At 38.8% G+C, this 16748-nt stretch carries 18 protein-coding genes; 11 read left to right on the plus strand and 7 right to left on the minus strand.

Annotated elements, in window-relative coordinates; genetic code table 11:
• Nucleotides 1–39 precede the first annotated feature (39 nt).
• The 8 genes from DS031_RS19335 to DS031_RS19365 all read left to right on the plus strand — a co-directional run bounded on the left by DS031_RS19335 (nt 40) and on the right by DS031_RS19365 (nt 8177).
• The gene (locus DS031_RS19335; RefSeq protein WP_113807761.1) at nt 40–1287 is read left to right on the plus strand and encodes a nickel pincer cofactor-dependent isomerase, group 22; all 1248 of its coding nucleotides are present in this window, start codon (nt 40–42) and stop codon (nt 1285–1287) included.
• Between the two features lie 131 nt (nt 1288–1418).
• Nucleotides 1419–2579, plus strand: coding sequence for a CapA family protein (locus DS031_RS19340; protein ID WP_113807763.1), 1161 nt, complete (start codon nt 1419–1421; stop codon nt 2577–2579).
• Nucleotides 2580–3089: 510 nt separating this feature from the next.
• A complete protein-coding gene (locus DS031_RS19345; protein ID WP_113807765.1) occupies nt 3090–3950 on the plus strand; it encodes an STAS domain-containing protein in 861 nt (286 codons plus the stop codon).
• Between the two features lie 188 nt (nt 3951–4138).
• Nucleotides 4139–4282: a hypothetical protein gene (locus DS031_RS23885; protein WP_181833255.1), complete on the plus strand. Its 144-nt coding sequence runs from the start codon at nt 4139–4141 to the stop codon at nt 4280–4282.
• 138 nt (nt 4283–4420) lie between these two features.
• The gene (locus tag DS031_RS19350) at nt 4421–5851 is read left to right on the plus strand and encodes a SulP family inorganic anion transporter (protein WP_113807767.1); all 1431 of its coding nucleotides are present in this window, start codon (nt 4421–4423) and stop codon (nt 5849–5851) included.
• Between the two features lie 52 nt (nt 5852–5903).
• Nucleotides 5904–6323 (plus strand): universal stress protein, encoded by a 420-nt coding sequence (locus tag DS031_RS19355; RefSeq protein WP_113807769.1) that lies wholly within the window; start codon nt 5904–5906, stop codon nt 6321–6323.
• A gap of 210 nt (nt 6324–6533) precedes the next feature.
• Entirely contained in the window at nt 6534–7181 is a 648-nt protein-coding gene (locus DS031_RS19360) for a hypothetical protein (RefSeq protein WP_113807771.1), read from the plus strand.
• 237 nt (nt 7182–7418) lie between these two features.
• On the plus strand, nt 7419–8177 hold the full coding sequence (locus DS031_RS19365; RefSeq protein ID WP_113807773.1) for an STAS domain-containing protein: 759 nt from the start codon (nt 7419–7421) through the stop codon (nt 8175–8177).
• A 46-nt stretch (nt 8178–8223) separates the two neighbouring features.
• Here the strand turns inward: DS031_RS19365 and DS031_RS19370 are convergent, their stop codons facing one another.
• The 7 genes from DS031_RS19370 to DS031_RS19405 form a co-directional block, all read right to left on the minus strand.
• Nucleotides 8224–8466 carry a hypothetical protein gene (locus tag DS031_RS19370; RefSeq protein ID WP_113807774.1) on the minus strand — a complete coding sequence of 81 codons (243 nt, stop codon included), beginning with the start codon at nt 8464–8466 and terminating at the stop codon, nt 8224–8226.
• 89 nt (nt 8467–8555) lie between these two features.
• Complete coding sequence (locus tag DS031_RS19375; RefSeq protein ID WP_113807776.1) at nt 8556–8810, minus strand: hypothetical protein; 255 nt, start codon at nt 8808–8810, stop codon at nt 8556–8558.
• Nucleotides 8811–8913: 103 nt separating this feature from the next.
• Complete coding sequence (locus tag DS031_RS19380; RefSeq protein ID WP_113807778.1) at nt 8914–9192, minus strand: hypothetical protein; 279 nt, start codon at nt 9190–9192, stop codon at nt 8914–8916.
• 139 nt (nt 9193–9331) lie between these two features.
• On the minus strand, nt 9332–10630 hold the full coding sequence (locus DS031_RS19385; RefSeq protein ID WP_113807780.1) for an ArgE/DapE family deacylase: 1299 nt from the start codon (nt 10628–10630) through the stop codon (nt 9332–9334).
• Nucleotides 10631–10822: 192 nt separating this feature from the next.
• A complete protein-coding gene (locus DS031_RS19390) occupies nt 10823–11830 on the minus strand; it encodes a LysM peptidoglycan-binding domain-containing protein (protein ID WP_245947555.1) in 1008 nt (335 codons plus the stop codon).
• A 479-nt stretch (nt 11831–12309) separates the two neighbouring features.
• Nucleotides 12310–13422 carry a LysM peptidoglycan-binding domain-containing protein gene (locus tag DS031_RS19400; protein ID WP_113807784.1) on the minus strand — a complete coding sequence of 371 codons (1113 nt, stop codon included), beginning with the start codon at nt 13420–13422 and terminating at the stop codon, nt 12310–12312.
• 415 nt (nt 13423–13837) lie between these two features.
• Nucleotides 13838–14332: a hypothetical protein gene (locus tag DS031_RS19405; RefSeq protein WP_113807786.1), complete on the minus strand. Its 495-nt coding sequence runs from the start codon at nt 14330–14332 to the stop codon at nt 13838–13840.
• Nucleotides 14333–14588: 256 nt separating this feature from the next.
• Between DS031_RS19405 and DS031_RS19410 the strand changes: the two genes are divergently transcribed.
• The 3 genes from DS031_RS19410 (at nt 14589) to DS031_RS19420 (ending at nt 16546) form a co-directional block, all read left to right on the plus strand.
• Entirely contained in the window at nt 14589–14744 is a 156-nt protein-coding gene (locus tag DS031_RS19410) for a BH0509 family protein (protein WP_113807788.1), read from the plus strand.
• Nucleotides 14745–14980: 236 nt separating this feature from the next.
• The gene (gene iadA / locus DS031_RS19415; RefSeq protein WP_113807790.1) at nt 14981–16150 is read left to right on the plus strand and encodes a beta-aspartyl-peptidase; all 1170 of its coding nucleotides are present in this window, start codon (nt 14981–14983) and stop codon (nt 16148–16150) included.
• A 240-nt stretch (nt 16151–16390) separates the two neighbouring features.
• Nucleotides 16391–16546, plus strand: coding sequence for a BH0509 family protein (locus DS031_RS19420; protein WP_113807791.1), 156 nt, complete (start codon nt 16391–16393; stop codon nt 16544–16546).
• Nucleotides 16547–16748 lie beyond the last annotated feature (202 nt).

A 16748-nucleotide genomic window follows, 5' to 3' on the forward strand; every position in this document is an offset into this window, starting at 1 on the left:
TAGGTAGCGGGTGTTTTATTTTGAAAAGGAGTGGAAGAAATGGGTTTTCCGAGGTTTGCAAAAATTAAACAAACGTTTCATGTTGAAAGTCTTACAAATATTCCAGCAGTTATGGCCGAGCAGTTTCAATCAGTCCGAGCAGATGAGAAAATTAAGCCGGGCATGGAAATTGCGATTACAGTGGGGAGCCGCGGCATTGCAAATATTCCGCTGATTGTAAAAAGTACGGCAGAAGAAATTAAAAAGCGCGGTGCAACACCGTTTATTATTCCAGCAATGGGCAGTCACGGCGGAGCAACGGCTGAAGGACAAATTGAAGTGCTTGACGGACTTGGCGTAACAGAGGAATCAACAGGTTGTGAAATTCGTTCTTCAATGGATGTTGTCGAAATTGGCGAAACGTCTGCCGGCATTCCGGTTTATATTGATCAACATGCCTATAATGCAGATGGTATTATCGTCATGGGACGCGTAAAGCCGCACACCGATTTTAAAAAAGAAATTGAAAGTGGCGTTTTAAAGATGGCCTCGATTGGAATGGGCAAACATAAACAAGCGCTTGCTCTTCATACATACGGCATTAAAGGAATTCGCGATATGATGCCTGAAGTTGGAAAAGCAGCGATTAAAAACTCCAATACATTGTTTGGGGTAGCGATTGTTGAAAATGCTCATGAAGAAACCGCGATTATTGAAGCGATTGAACCTGAAGAAATTGAAGCACGCGAAAAAGAGCTTCTTCGCCAAGCATTTGACTTAATGCCGAGTTTACCTGTTAAGGAAATGGACATTTTAATCGTTGATGAAATTGGTAAAAACTACAGCGGTACAGGGATGGATACAAATATTATCGGCCGGATCCGCGTCCTTGGCGTCGAAGAACCGAAAAGTCCTTCTATTAAATACTTAATCGCGTCAAACTTAAGTGAAGCAAGTCACGGCAATGCATTAGGCATTGGTCTTGCCGATCTTACCACAAAGCGCTTATTTGAAAAAATCGATCTAAAAACAATGAATGAAAATGTTGTCACAAGTACCTTCTTAGATCGCGCAAAAATTCCGATCGTTTTAGAAAACGATAGAGAAGCATTAAAAGCGGCACTGCGCGCAAACTGGGGCGTGGAAGACGAAGACGCCCGCATCGTCCGCATTCCAAACACCCTTCATATCGGGGAACTTTATGTATCAGAAGCGATTTATCATGAAGTGAAAAATCAAGAAAACATTGAGATTATTGAAGAATTAACTGAAATGAAATTTGATGAGAATGGTTATCTAGGGGTCTGACCCCGCAAAAAGACAAATTCCTTATTTTTTCCACCTCAAATGGACAAAATAAGGAATTTTTTATTTAAAAATTTCAAATAACAATTACAATAAAAGATAAGGAAGTGTAAAAAAGAGAGGGAGAAGCGGTTATGAAGAAATCATTATTTTATCTTACATTTTTAGTGCTTATTTTAATTCTTTCAAGTTATTCGATTATTACGAATGAGCCGGTTGTTGATGAGACGCCGATTGTCGTAAAAGAAGAAGCATCAGAACAAGAAGCAGAAGAAAAAGGGAGTACCGAGGAAGAAAAGCCTGCTCCTGCTGGGTCAACGGCAACACTCGCTGCGATTGGCGATATTTTAATTCATGACCGTGTTTATGATCTTGCAGAAGTAGGAAATGGAGTCTATGATTTTATGCCGATGCTTGCGCCGGTTCAACCGTATATAGGAGAAGCTGATATTACCGTTGCCAATCAAGAGACGATGATTGGGGGAGTGGACCTAGGTCTTTCCAGTTATCCTTCTTTTAACAGTCCATATGAAGTGGGCGATGCTTTACAGGAAAGCGGCGTTGATCTTGTCACACTTGCAAATAATCATACATTAGACCGTGGTGAAAACGTGATTCAAAGCGCGCTTTCTTATTGGGATACACTCGGTATTCCGTACACAGGTTCATTCGAATCAGCAGAAGATCAACAAACGATTCGAACGATTGAAAAAAATGGGATCGTGTTTTCATTTTTAGCGTATACGTACGGAACAAATGGTATTCCAGTGCCGGCGGACAAGCCTTATTTAGTCAATTTAATTGACTGGCCGAAAATGGAACAGGAGATTATAAAAGCAAAACAGCAATCAGATGTTGTCGTCGTGAGTCTTCATTTTGGACAGGAATATGAAAGAATGCCAAACGAGATGCAAAAAGAACTGGCCCATCAAGCAGCCAATACGGGTGCTGATATTGTAATTGGCCACCACCCACATGTTCTGCAGCCGCTTGAATGGGTAGAAAGAGAAGACGGGACAAGGGCATTTATCGCTTATTCACTTGGTAACTTTTTATCAGGGCAAAAGTGGGATTATAAAGATATTGGCGGAATTATGCAAATAAAAGTAGAGAAAACAGAAGCAAACGGTGAAGAAACAATTGAATTGAAAGAACCGGCATTCGTGCCAACTTTTGTTGAACAAGGATATGTGGTATATCCTCTAAAAGACGTCGAGGGAAAAGAAGCAGTATATGAAGAAATCAAAACACATATGAGTCAGTGGATGCCGGAACTGCAGTTTTCACTCGAATAATTTTTAGGTTTCGCATTTAAAAAACAGGGTATATAAAATGAAATGAACATGTGTGTGCGTTTAAGTTTACATACATGTTCATTTTTAGAAAAACTATATATATTGAAAGCGTTTTCTTAAACTATTTATCATAGCTGGCTAAAATAGAGAACATGCATTTTTATTAGAGAGCAAGAGGAGAGGGTGCTGTGGAGACTCAAGGCGATTTTTTGATTGGATTACTCTGGGGGACTTCTTTAAGCATTCCTTTATGGCTCTCGATTTTTGGCTGGATAAAATTACTTCATAGTATGTTATCTGGGTTAAATATAGGTTTTTAAATTGTAAACGACGGGCAATGCACATTTCGTTTGCTGCATTGCTTTTTTGTTTTTACATAGTGAACAGCGAATCATTTATTTATAAGCGTTTCAGTTGAATGAAAGCCTCTTATAAGTAATAGGTGCTTATTCAACTATGCTATAATTTATTCAAATTTAATAGGAACTTGCAAAAGGAGTGGAACCAAAGGTGGAAGCAATCGATCCATTGGCAGTACTAGGTCAAAAAATTATTGAAAACAGCTATGCAATCGCTGTAAATGCGAAAAAACTTCGAGCAAATGAAGATTTAGACTATCAAAAAATGGCTGCACAGGAAAAATTCCAAACCATTACAGAAAAAGATGCAGAAGAGCTATCCGTTCAGTTTGTTTCTTATCTTGGTGAAGCATTGTTTAAAGAGAAAGATGAAGTATTTGACAAGGTATCGAGCTGGGGAAAACGTGCGGGAGAAATTGCCGTTTCTGAAAAACTGCCGCTCGAGGAATCCTTAAAAGGGACAGGTTTTTTTCGAATGGCCATTTGGGAGTTTATTGATCAAGAAAGTGAATCACTTGATTTGTCCGCTAAAGAGCTGTTAAAAGCAGGGGCGATTATTGATCCGCTTTTAGATCAATGTGTGTACTGTTTTAGCTTAGCTTATGTGAAAAGCTATAACGATAATTTAAAAAAAGCGCAGGATACCATTCTTGAATTAACCGTTCCAATTGTACCGCTTAGCGATGATGTTGCGGTCGTGCCTTTAGTTGGCAATATTGAAGAAGATCGTCTTCAATATTTAATGAGCACAACTCTTCATCGCAGTATTGAGCTGAAGGTTAGTTATTTAATATTAGATGTGTCAGGTGTTCCTGTTGTGGATACGAATACAGCCAAATACATTATGGATGTCATTAAGGCGCTTGAACTTATTGGGGTTGAAGCGAAAATTACAGGCATTCGTCCCACAATTGCACAGACGGTTACAAGTCTTGGCATTGAATTTAAAAATATTGATACATACTCTACCTTAAAGCAGGCATTAAACGACATTGGCTTTATTAAAAACTAACTATTTATGAAGAAATAAGGCTGTTCTTCATTTATTTTAAGTAAGCAATCTCGTTTTTCCCCTCTAAAAGCGGCTTACTAATATTTCTTGTAAGGAATTCTTACAAATATCAAGATTTTTTTGATGGATATTTGTAATATTATTTACAACAAATCGATTTTAATAAAGCCAATTAAGGGGATGAGAAAATGAAACGAGAAGTTCGCAACTATATGGAAAACTTTTTGTCCACAAAAACAACCCTTCATCATCAAAAGATCGTGACGATGACGGATCGAGAAATTGATTATTACTTTTGGCTTTATGGAGATGAAAAGGATACAGCTGTTTAGCGATTAATAAATGAGGTTCAGGCATTTATCCATGATGGATGCCTGAACCTATTCTTTTGTGGGGCGCATGTCTTGATAGTGATTGGACAAATTAAAGAAAAAGAGTCTCAAAGTCAATTCGTCGGGGTGTGAAGGTTTGTGAAACAAGAATGGTTTGGACATATAAAAGGAGATATTTTAGCAGGGATTGTCGTGGCGCTTGCTTTAATTCCAGAGGCGCTTGCGTTTTCGATTATTGCTGGCGTGGATCCAATGGTTGGACTGCATGCCTCGTTTTTAATTGCGGTTATTCTTTCATTTGCCGGCGGACGACCTGCGATGATTTCCGCGGCAACAGGAGCGATGGCGCTTGTGATGGTAACGCTTGTTGCCGATTATGGGGTTGAGTATTTATTTGCGGCAACGATTTTAACAGGTCTTCTACAAATCCTCTTTGGGATTTTTAAATTGGCGCGTTTTATGAAGTTTATTCCACGTTCTGTAATGGTGGGATTTGTCAATGCTTTAGCGATTTTAATTTTCACTTCCCAACTCCCTCATTTTGCGGGAGAGCAGCTTGAAATGTATATCATGGTTGCGGCATCTCTTGCAATTATTTATTTTTTACCATTAGCAACAAAAGCGGTACCATCTCCATTGATTGCGATTATTGTCGTAACGATTTTTGCGATTTCGAGCGGCAGTGAGGTGCGGACAGTAGGAGATATGGGCGCATTAAAACAAGAGCTGCCGCTGTTTTCGCTGCCGGAAGTGCCATTCAATTTTGAAACCCTTTCAATTATTTTTCCGTATTCCCTTGCCTTATCAATTGTTGGGTTATTAGAAAGTCTTCTTACTGCTTCAATTGTTGATGATATGACAGATACAGACAGCGATAAAAATCGAGAAAGCAGCGGCCAAGGAATTGCAAATACTGTCACAGGATTTTTTGGAGGGATGGCAGGATGCGCGATGATTGGACAATCGGTTATTAACGTAAAGTCAGGGGGGCGGGGAAGGCTCTCCACCTTTATCGCAGGGATGTTTTTAATGTTTTTAATTCTTGTTTTAGGGGAATGGGTGGTACAGATTCCGATGGCGGCTTTAGTTGGCGTGATGTTTATGGTTTCCTTCAGTACATTTGATTGGTCCTCTTTAAAAAATTTAGCCCGGATGCCAAGAGCGGATGCTGTTGTAATGGTCGTAACCGTTGTTACTGTTGTGCTTACCCATGACCTTTCAAAAGGTGTTCTTGCCGGGGTAGTATTAAGTGCCCTGTTTTTTGCTAATAATGTATCTAAAATCAAAGTGGAAAACGAATTCATTGAAGAAAGAGACAAAACCGTTTACTACATCTATGGTCAGCTCTTTTTTGCCTCGGTCACTGATTTGTTAGCTTCCTTTGATTTTAAAGAAAACAGCGCATACGTTGAGCTTGATTTAACAGAAGCGCAAATTTGGGATGATTCTGCGGTCGGAGCGATTGATAAAATCATTACAAAATTTAAAGAGCAAGATGCCGCGGTCACGATTACAGGATTGAATAAAAAAAGCTCAAAACTGCTTGAAAAGTTATCAATTTATTATTAAATGTTTTTGCAATGAGTCGGATAAGGATTGTAGTGGATGGGAGGCGTGTCAAATGTTTAAAAAAATATTATTAGCTGCTGATGGATCAGAACATTCTTTAAGAGCGGCTGAAAAGGCGATAATGATCGCCCAGTGCCATGAAGAAGCCAATGTAAAAGTCGTTTATGTTGTAGACGGTGCAGCATCTAAAGAAGACGTGTTACATAATTGGGATTCATTAGGAATCGCAGAAAAGCGAAAAGGAAAAGTAAATACGATTTTAAAAAAGGCCGAAGAAGTGGGGATTTCTTATGAATTAAAATTTCTTCGCGGCGAACCCGGTCCAACAATTGTCGAATATGCGAATTTAAATCATTTTGATCTTGTTGTCATCGGGAGCCGCGGCTTAAACTCCCTGCAGGAAATGATCTTAGGAAGTGTTAGTCATAAAGTTGCCAAACGAGCAAACTGTCCGGTAATGATTGTGAAATAACACACGAGGGGTCAGACCCCTCAAAAAGACAAATCGCTTGTTTTTGTACGCGTGAAAAAGACATAAAAAGCAGCCAATTATTTTAAATTGGCTGCTTTTTTGAAATTGGCAGGAAAATGAGCGATGAGTTGCGAAATCGTTAACACGGACTTAACAGGTTAACGCTAGACGAAGTTTTTAATAAATGGAAATCGTTAAGGGGGAAGTCATATGACAAAAACTTATACGTATCCATGTGTGTTTTATTATGAATCAGATCGGAAACGAAAGAATGAATACCGGATTCATATTTGTTTTCCTGACTTTATACAAGCAGGTATTCCAGCGAGTATAGTTAGTCATAACAAAGATAAGGTTCACATGGCAGCACAGGAGCTTCTTGAAGATACGTTAGAAATTTTAACAGAAGAAAAGGAACAACTTCCTCAAGCGACGCTATCATTAGAAGATATTATGATTGATCGACGCGTCTATTTCGATAAATTAGGAAGCCCTTTTCGCATTGAGATTGAACATATATCTGCTGTATGGGCAAAAAAGCAGAAAAGAGAAGTGGTAGAGAAAGTAGAAGTAGAAGTAGAAGAAGTAATAGAAGCAGGTAAACAGTTAAGCAGCATTCTTTCCGGACGCATTCAAAATAACAAATGTATTATCTCAAGTATTGGCGGAGTGCCAATTCGGGAAGGGGCTTATTCATCTGATAAACTGCGCTCTCTTTACCGAGCTATTAACAGTGAAGGAGAATCAATTGCATTGAATTTCAGCGGCAAACGAATTGAACTCAACCGTGAGCAGTCATTAATGCTTCGCGATGAGCTTGTCATGATTGCGGATGAATTGGATAAAAGCGATGACTAATCTGCTCATAAATGGATGAAATGAAGCTCCCTTTGTTTGTAAAAGGGGGCTAAAAATGCGAGATAAGTTCTTAAAATCCCCTTAAATAGTAATTTATGTTATGATTAGAATAAAATATTAAAAGCTTCATAAGCAAGCCCAATCGCTTGATGATATCCTTGCAAATGAAAGCACTCTTTTTAGAAATACAGCCAGTCTATATAGAAGATAAAAGCTAACAGAAGAGGGGGACTGCAGATGACAGCAATCGGAAAACTGCCTGAAACGATTGAATATAAATGGATTCTAGAAAGCATTGGCGAAAATGTTATTATTGCTGATAAAGAGTATAATGTGGTGTGGATGAATGCGACAGCAAAGCAGCTGTTTGAACAGGTCGCTCATTTATTTGGCGTAGCAGATGTGCAGGAGATGATTGGCAAAAATATGACCGATTTTTATCGAGATCTGCACTATCAACCAGATTTAATGGAACATCTCACCTCTACTCACCGAGCAACCATTAATATTAAAGATCAATATATTGCAGATATTGTCATTACACCGATCCGAAATGATCAAGAAGAATTAGAAGGCTATATCGTCATGCTGATGGATGTAACTGAAAAAGCGAGAAAAGAGACAGAGCGTGAGCAGTTAATTAGAGAATTATCTGTTCCGATTTTACAGGTGTGGGATCGTGTTCTTGCCCTTCCGATCATTGGAATATTAGATGAAGATCGTTATAATACACTGCTTGAACGTGTTTTAGATGAATGCGTCAAAAGAAGAGCGCGTTATATTTTAATTGATTTAAGCGGCTTACGAAAAATGGACGATATGAGCGGCTATCAAATTAATAAAATGTGTCAAGCATTAGCGCTTCTCGGGGTAACATGTTTTATTGTAGGGGTTTCTCCTCATTTAGCACTTTCGTTAACAAACTTTGATTATACGTGGTCAACCTTCAGTTCGACGGAAGAAGGTTTAAAACATATTATTAGTAAAGAAAACTAAAAATCTGGATTAGAAAAAGATCTGACTGTTCATAAGTCAGATCTTTTTATTTGAAACAACTCGATTTTTTTGCTGAACGAAGCCTCATATACAGTTTCCCATTTTCACTGCATTCTTCGAAATAAATGCCAAACGCCTCAAGCGGCGTCCAAATCGCACGAAAGGAAGGATATAAAAAGGCTAACTGCTCTTCATCTTCTTTTTCATTAAAGATTCTTAATAAAACAATTCCAGTTACTAGTCCTAACAGAGAGCCGCTGAAAAAAGCAGTGATTAAACGGCCATTCATCGTGCTGCCAACTAGAAAGCTGACGGAAAAACTAATACATACAGCAAGCGCCATGACGATATATGAAAAACAGCCGAGCCGTAAAAGAATTAAAAAAATGTTACGACAAAACTAATGTAGCAGGTGACGATAAATAAAATAAGCGGCTTATGAGCATCAAAAAAGGAAGCAGGAGATTTAGTGTTTTTAAATGGCTTCTTAAGATGACTAACAGTGGTTATTTCTCTTTCTTCTGATGTTAAAGCGGCATCCTCTTCATTGATGTGTTTATAAATTGTCACCCACGAATAGCCGTTTATGCTGATTACAATAATAAATAGGAGAATAAGAATTGAGTACTTCATTATTATTACTACCTTTCTATGGAAAATAAGGCGGTTTTCTCCTGTTTATTATAATATATTTCCTAATGTTTACAAATGTTTTTTAGACTGTTCTACTTTATTTTCAAAGCAAAAAGCCGAGTGAAAAAAAGCCGAATGTAATTAGAATAAGAGCTAAAATCGTACAAATTAATGTAAAAAGCCACCATGGAACCATATCCATTGCATTTTTTTCAATTGTAAAGAAAAGTTTGGATGGCAGATGCTTCTTTCTTGAAGTACGCGCTTTTTGTTCAACTTCGCCTCTCTCATGAACAAACTTACGAAATAAAATGCCGGGACTTCCAGCGATAAGAAGACCAGTGAGCCAAAAGCTTAGCGGAATTAACCATTTTATTGACATGTTCTCACCTCACCGGTAGTATGTGCTGAAGTGCTTATCATTATGAGGGGTCAGACCCCGCAAAAAGACAGATCGCCCTTTTTGTCCACGTGAAAAAGACATATAAAAAGCAGCGCCAAGTAGAGACGCTGCTTTTGCATTAAGAAGGAAGCGTATGGATGCCGCACCATTCTAGAAGAAAGACGGCATAGGTTTTGGTAACGGTCTTCACACTGTTTAAATCAACCCATTCATCAGCACCGTGCATGTTTGCGCCAACTGGTCCATAACAGGTTGCCGGGATGCCGTAATATAAGTTATAAAACCGAATATCAGTTGTCGCGGTGGTTGAGATGGAGTGAAGCGGTTTTTCAGTTACAGCATGATGGGCGCGGGCTAATGTGTGGAAAAGCGGTTGATCACGATCAAGAGATACACCTTCTGCATGAAAGCCATAAAACGTAATTTCCGGCGGCACTTCTTTCAGCCAGTCATCTTCTTTAGCAGCATCAAAAAGCCATTCGGTTACTTCTGCTTTTATATCGTCAGGATGTTGACCCGGGTAAAAACCAATTCGCACTTCAAAAGTACACAAGGAAGGCACATTTGAAGGCCAGTCTCCAGAATGAATCATGCCAATGTTTACATTGAGAGGATGCTCAATATGAGCAAAGTCCTGATGCTTCGGGCGTTTATTAATAAGCTTTCGGTATTCACTAAGCGCTCCGATAAGATGATACGCTTTTTCAATCGCATTAACTGCCTGTGAAGCGCGTTCCACGTGGGCGCCGGCTCCTTTTACTTTTACTCTCATCCAAATGACGCCAACTTGACTTGTTAGACCGTTTAATCCAAAAGGTTCAGGAATTAATGCACCGTCTGCTGTATAACCTTTATCAAGTGCGGCAAGCGCTCCGTTTCCCGTACATTCTTCTTCAATCACCGTTTGAACGAGCACATCAGCGCCGAGGATGACACCGGACTCTTTAACGGCTTTTAAGGCGAAAATCATTGCCGCAATGCCGGATTTCATATCTTGAATGCCGCGCCCAAACATTTTATCTCCTTCAATCACAGCTCCCCATGGATCATAATTCCATAAGGACACCGGCTCAGGACTTACCACATCAACATGTCCCTGCAAAATTAAGCTTTTTCCTATTTTCGGTCCGGTGCTTTGCCATGTGCCGACTACAACCGGCCGTCCCGCGTAAGACCATTCTGCTGGGGAGTAACCGGGAAGCTTTGAAAGGCGCTTTGGGTCTGGAATAAATGTTTCTGTGCGAAGACCGAGATCATTGGCGAGGTAGTCAGCGATATAATGCTGCACCGTTGCTTCCTTTCCAAGTGTACTCGGATAGCGGCCGAGCTTTTGTAAAAACGACACTTCTTCTTCCCATAACTCCTCAATTTTTTGATTAATTATTTTTAACACAGCCGCTGCTGGTTTTGAAAGCATACAACATTCCCCCTTCTTAAATGCAATGCACATTATGAACGAAAAATGCTTCGAAACGAATGAAAGTTAAAAAATTTATTTTTTAAAAAAGGTTTTAGCTCAGAAAAATCGTGGTATAGAGGAAGTAGAGGTTATCGATCTTTTTTATTTAAATAAAAAAAGCCAGCAGAGTCGCTCTGCCAGCTTTTGAAATTATGAAACTGATAATGTTTGTCCCGGATAAATTGTTGAAGAAGATAAGTTGTTTGCCTTCATAAGGGCATTCACACTTGTATTAAACTTTTGGCTGATAGCCCATAAAGAATCACCGCTTTTGACTGTATAAGAAGTAGTCGAAACGGAAGCTGCTGTTGTGCTTTCAGCTGTTCCGGAAACTCTAAGCTTTTGTCCAACATAAATTATATCAGAAGAAAGATTGTTTAATGACTTGATGCTTGAAACAGATGTGCCAAATTGATTGCTGATAGCCCATAAAGAATCACCAGCTTTTACAGTATAAGTAGAGCTTGTACCCTCAGCTTGGACTGCTTCCGGCTGTGAACTTACTGTTTGCGCTGATCCGGAAAGCTTAAGTTTTTGTCCAACATAAATCATATCAGAAGAAAGATTATTTAGGGATTTAATGCTTGAAGTGCTCACATTGTATTTTAAGCTAATTTCCCATAATGTATCACCAGACTGCACAGTATGAACCGATGTGCTGCTGCTAGTTTGTGAAGGTGTTGTGCTTACAGCGGTCGAGCTGCTGCTTAACACACGACGCGCTGATACGAAACGTGGGCCCCAGTAAGAATTAAATGCACCTGCATAAGAAACACCGTAAGAATTTTGTGCATTGATCATTTGCCCGTTTCCTGAGTAAATTCCAACATGATTAATGACACCATCGTAATCTGTATCAAAGAAAAGCAGGTCACCAACTTGCAAATTACTTTTTGAAACAGCTGTTCCAACTGATGATTGTCCAACACTTGTACGAGGAAGACTAATTCCAAATTGTTTAAACACTGTTACTGTAAAAGATGAACAGTCAAAACGGCTCGTATCTCCTACTGCTGCACCGTATACATATGGTTTACCAAGATAATTTTCTCCAGTATTAATTACGTCATTTCCTGCTGCTGCAAATGCTTGTCCACCTGATGTTAATACAATTCCGGCTGCTAATGCGATCGGTAAAAATTTCTTCTTCATATTCATAATATAAAACCCCTCCAATTGGATGTTTGTAATGTTAGAATCTTAAGTAGTGTACCAATTGGGAAACTATTCCAAGTTAACTACTAAGTATTCTCTCGGTGATCTATAAGTAAACGTCTATTTTAAATTTATTTGACTATGAATATTAATGATGTTTTATGCAACTTGTTTCTGTTCCCTTGTCCACGAGATTTATAATACCAAATTTTTCATCTGTTTAGTTTTACGAATGTGTTACAAATAATAGGGCGAAAGGTTGATATTTGTAATTTTATGTCGGAGCATGAAGATAATTGGATAAAAATTCTTGTTGACAGCAGAGATTTCCAAGAAACACAGTTTTTGGTGTTTGTAATAAAAAATCCTTTTATTTACATAAAATTTGATTTTTTGCATAAAAAAACTGGCAAAAATTTATTTTGCCAGCTTTTTAGTGATTTTCTTTATTTTTAACATGCCTATATGTAAAGAACTGTCCTTTAATTTGGAATGACAAGATGCTGTCCAGGATAAATGACGGTTGAAGATAGATTATTTGCTTTCATTAGTGTGTTTACTGTAATGCCTTGATCAAGAGCAATTCCCCATAACGAGTCACCGTTTTCTACAAAATAAGAGCCTGCCGATGAGCTGGCATCATTATTGTTAGCAGGAGAAGAAGGTGCAGATGGCTGATTCGGTTCTTTGCCATTTTCCGCTTTTTCTTGTGCTTCTGACACTTTTAATGTTTGACCAGGAAAGATTACATAAGTGGTTAGATTGTTTAGTTTTTGCAGGTTATCAATTGTTGTGCCAAATTCTTTACTAATATTCCAAAGCGTGTCTCCTGCTTGTACTTTGTAAGTGACTGCTGTGGAACTAGAAGAAGATGGACTAGTAGTTTCATTAGACGACAGATTTTGCTCACGATTAGGCTGCGTCTTTTCATTAGAAGTCGGTGCTGTTTGAGAAATTTTTAGTTTTTGATTTGGATAAATCGTATCCGATGATAAGCTGTTTAATTGTTTAATGGTTGTGATGCTTATGTTATATTTTTTGCTGATGCTCCATAATGAATCACCAGATTGTACCGTATGTATAGACGAAGCGGATGGCTGATGCGGTTTAGGCGCAGATGGTGCAGTTTCTTTAGATGATTCGCTCGTTAAAACACGTACTGCTTTTACAAAGCTTGGTCCCCAATAACTTGATGAAAAAACATTGGCATAGGATACACCATAAGTATATTGAGAATTAATCATTTTTCCGTTTCCAGAATAAATGCCCACATGATTAATGACACCATCAAAGTCTGTGTCAAAAAATAAAAGATCTCCAATTTGCAGATTTTCTTTTGCAACCGGTGTTCCTACATTTGCTTGTTCACGGCTTGTCCTAGGCAGATTAATGCCAAATTCGCGAAAGACTGTAACAACAAAGGAGGAACAATCAAACTTATTCGTATCTCCAACGAGTGCTCCGTAATAATAAGGCTTGCCAAGATACTGCTCACCGCTGCTAATAATGTTACTGCCTGAGGCGGCAAAGGCTTGTCCCCCTGTAGAAAGAATGATCCCTGTTGCCAAGGCCATTGGTATAATCTTTTTCTGCATGCAATACAGCCCCCGATTACTTTTAGTTTTTAAAGTGAAAAAGATACGATAAATAAATATCAGAATTTTCTAACCTGCTTTAAATTAATCGTATCATATTTTCTTTTAAGTATTTTTACATTTGAATTACAAAAAATAGGTCAAAGGACTTATATTTGAATCGTTAAAAAGATATGCATTCAAAATGAAGGATAGACAGCATGCCGATTGCGGTGCATGTTCGGAATACATGGCTGAAATGAACGCCTGCATGGGAGAGATAGAGTTTCTTTATAAATAGAGGAAACAGGGATGTCTCAGTAGGATCTGCCCCCCCACAACCTCATCCAAGATATAGATCCATTTTATAAAACGTATCCTATATATGAGGCGGGGAGGGTCTGACTCTATGCTTTTGAGACAGCCCAGTACAGTATTAAGAGCCTGTCATACCGCCTTTTGTACCGGTACCAAATCCTGAGGAAGAGGTTGAAGATTTAGAGGAGGAAGAAGTGGAAGGTTTTTGAGTTTGTGTTGTCGTCTTACTCTTTGATGATTTTGGCTTTGAAGACTTTGCCGATAATAAAAACAACCACCACGGAAAGCCGCTCGCAAAATGGTGTTCTTCATTTGGCTGGCCGTTTTCATTAAGATCTTCTAAATAATCGAGTAATTCCGCTTCGTCATAGGCAATGTTGTTATCCTCGAGATAATCTTCTACTGCTTCTAAATCCACATTTGGAAAGTCATCTTCATAGGCGTCAAGTTCTACCTCTCTGTCATAAGTGTAGGGAGTTGGTTCTTTTTCAGCAGGAAGCGGTTCACTTGTTTCGTCAATTGTTTCATATTCGACTTGTTCCGGGCTGCTGCAGGCGGCAAGCGCAAGTGAAGTAGAAAGAACCCCTGACAGCAGTCGTTTTGTTTTAGTCATCACGCATAATCCTTTCTTATTGATTCTCTTAGTAGTATAAACGATTGAGAAGTGGAAAAGTTTCATTTTTACCAAAAGTTTGGAAGGAAGAAGTGGTGAATTGCTGTCTAAAAGTTGTCTCATCCAAAAACGTTATTAGTTTAATAAAATTAAGCCATTTTTGATATTGGTATTAGATCGGATTTAGCTATACAATAGAGTTAACAAATTGAAAGCGATTACAAATGATAAAAATCGCCAAGAAGGAGGAGTAAGGATGAGCCGACAAGTACGAAACCACATGGTAGAATTTCTTTGCAGCAAAACAACGATGGGTGCTGAAAAAGTACTAAAAATGACAGACGCAGAAGTAGAGTACTACCACTGGCTTTACTCCGATGACGATACTAGCGATTACGTAAGAATTCACTAATTAAAGGCATAATGTAAATCCCACATAGAAAAGATCGCCCGTACCTAAAAGTGCGGGTGATTTTTTTGTTATGTTGAAGAGCACTGTTGATAAAAGCTTAGCTGCGGCACGGTAAGATGGACTTTGTTTCGAATAGTTGGTATTCTCTAAACGATGCACGGGATAAGTAAATAAAAAACTGCAAGGAAAGAACGTTCTAATAAATGTTTAAGAAGAAAAAGGTTGGTGGATAATGGATGTTCACACTTATAAAAAACGCGGAAATTTACGCACCGGAATATAAAGGAAAAAAAGATGTGCTGATCGCTGTTAATAAAATTGCCCAAATAGAAGATCATATTGACCTTCCTGAGTCTCTTGCTCCTAAAGTTATTAACGGAGAAGGGAAATATTTGTTCCCAGGCTTTATTGATTCCCATGTTCACATTATTGGCGGCGGTGGGGAAGGCGGTTTTAAAACGAGAACACCTGAACTAAACTTAACGGAGGCGACAACAGCTGGTGTAACCACACTTGTTGGTGTGATTGGAACAGACGGGACAACACGAAAAATGCATGATTTAATCGCAAAGGCGCGCGGTCTTGAAGAAGAAGGGCTTACATGTTACGTGCATACGGGAAGCTATCAAGTGCCTGTAAAAACATTAACAGGGAAAATTGAAGATGATCTTATTTTAATTGATCGGATTATTGGGGTAGGCGAAATTGCGATTAGTGATCATCGTTCCTCACAGCCAACCGCAGAAGAAATTACAAAAATTGCCTCAGCAGCACGAATTGGCGGCATGCTGTCTGGAAAAGCGGGCATTGTAAATGTTCATGTAGGAGACAGTCCTGCAAAATTAGCGCTGTTAGAAGACGTTGTCAACAAAACGGATATTCCAATTAAAACCTTTCATCCGACTCATATTAACCGCAATGGAGCGCTTTTTGAAGCAGGCCTTCTTTATGCGAAACAGGGCGGGTATATTGATTTTACAACGAGTACGATTCCACAGTTTTTAGAAGAAGGAGAAGTGAAATGCAGCAGCGGCTTAAAGTGTGCATTAGAAGCGGGGGTTCCGATCGAACAAATCACCTTTACTTCAGACGGCCAAGCGAGTCTTCCGGCATTTAACGAAAACGGGGAATTTGCGGGGCTTCAAATTGGCCGTGTCTCTTCGTTATATAAAGAAGTAAAGGATGCGATCTTAACGGAAGGAATTGCGATTGAAACGGCAATTAAAGTGATTACCAAAAACCCGGCACACCTGTTAAAGTTAAAAACAAAAGGGGAAATTGCAGAAGGGAAAGATGCTGACATGGTCCTCGTTCATAAAGAGTCACTCGAAATGGAAACCGTATTAGCAAAAGGTGAAGTAATGATTTTAGAGGGTGAGATTGTAAAAAAGGGCACATTTGAATAATTTTTATAAAAACGCACAGAAAACGAAAAATTTCTGTGTGTTTTTGCTGTTCAATGAGTAAATTGCTTTGTATGGATCTCTTTTTAGAGGATATTTTTCGTCTTATCCAAAAGCGTTATCAATTTGATGAGATTGAGCCATTTTTGATATTGGTATTGCATCGGTTTTAGAGATATACTAAAAACAACAAATTGAAAGCGATAACAAAAAATAAAAAATCGCTGAAAAGGAGGAGTAAGAATGAGCCAACAAGTACGAAATCACATGGTAGAATTTCTTTGCAGCAAAACAACAATGGGTGCTGAAAAAGTACTAAAGATGACAGATGTGGAAGTAGAGTACTATCACTGGCTTTACTCCGATGATGAGGCTGGCGACTACGTAATCGTTCACTAATCATGTGTATAATGTAAATCCCACATATAAGAAATAAGAATGAGGATGACTTCGTGAAGTCATCCTCATTTTTTATTAATGGTTTAGAAAACCCCTGGCTATGCCGGGGGTTCCAGAGAGCTTATAGCGTGGTAATAAAAAAACCTCACTTCATGGTAGGATAAAGTTGGTTTCCCGACCACTTCATCTCACCATAGAAGGA

Origin of the sequence: Bacillus taeanensis, from assembly GCF_003318295.1 — a bacterium.
GTDB lineage: Bacteria > Bacillota > Bacilli > Bacillales > UBA6769 > Maribacillus > Maribacillus taeanensis.

Coding starts and splice junctions, on each gene's coding strand:
- DS031_RS19420 (WP_113807791.1), top strand. CDS start 16,391: ATGAGCCAACAAGTACGAAATCACATGGTAGAATTTCTTTGCAGCAAA.
- DS031_RS19360 (WP_113807771.1), top strand. CDS start 6,534: ATGACAAAAACTTATACGTATCCATGTGTGTTTTATTATGAATCAGAT.
- DS031_RS19370 (WP_113807774.1), bottom strand. CDS start 8,466: ATGAATGGCCGTTTAATCACTGCTTTTTTCAGCGGCTCTCTGTTAGGA.
- DS031_RS19380 (WP_113807778.1), bottom strand. CDS start 9,192: ATGTCAATAAAATGGTTAATTCCGCTAAGCTTTTGGCTCACTGGTCTT.
- DS031_RS19405 (WP_113807786.1), bottom strand. CDS start 14,332: ATGACTAAAACAAAACGACTGCTGTCAGGGGTTCTTTCTACTTCACTT.
- DS031_RS19355 (WP_113807769.1), top strand. CDS start 5,904: ATGTTTAAAAAAATATTATTAGCTGCTGATGGATCAGAACATTCTTTA.
- DS031_RS19400 (WP_113807784.1), bottom strand. CDS start 13,422: ATGCAGAAAAAGATTATACCAATGGCCTTGGCAACAGGGATCATTCTT.
- DS031_RS19385 (WP_113807780.1), bottom strand. CDS start 10,630: ATGCTTTCAAAACCAGCAGCGGCTGTGTTAAAAATAATTAATCAAAAA.
- DS031_RS19375 (WP_113807776.1), bottom strand. CDS start 8,810: ATGAAGTACTCAATTCTTATTCTCCTATTTATTATTGTAATCAGCATA.
- DS031_RS19390 (WP_245947555.1), bottom strand. CDS start 11,830: ATGAATATGAAGAAGAAATTTTTACCGATCGCATTAGCAGCCGGAATT.
- DS031_RS19365 (WP_113807773.1), top strand. CDS start 7,419: ATGACAGCAATCGGAAAACTGCCTGAAACGATTGAATATAAATGGATT.
- DS031_RS19335 (WP_113807761.1), top strand. CDS start 40: ATGGGTTTTCCGAGGTTTGCAAAAATTAAACAAACGTTTCATGTTGAA.
- DS031_RS19340 (WP_113807763.1), top strand. CDS start 1,419: ATGAAGAAATCATTATTTTATCTTACATTTTTAGTGCTTATTTTAATT.
- iadA (WP_113807790.1), top strand. CDS start 14,981: ATGTTCACACTTATAAAAAACGCGGAAATTTACGCACCGGAATATAAA.
- DS031_RS23885 (WP_181833255.1), top strand. CDS start 4,139: ATGAAACGAGAAGTTCGCAACTATATGGAAAACTTTTTGTCCACAAAA.
- DS031_RS19410 (WP_113807788.1), top strand. CDS start 14,589: ATGAGCCGACAAGTACGAAACCACATGGTAGAATTTCTTTGCAGCAAA.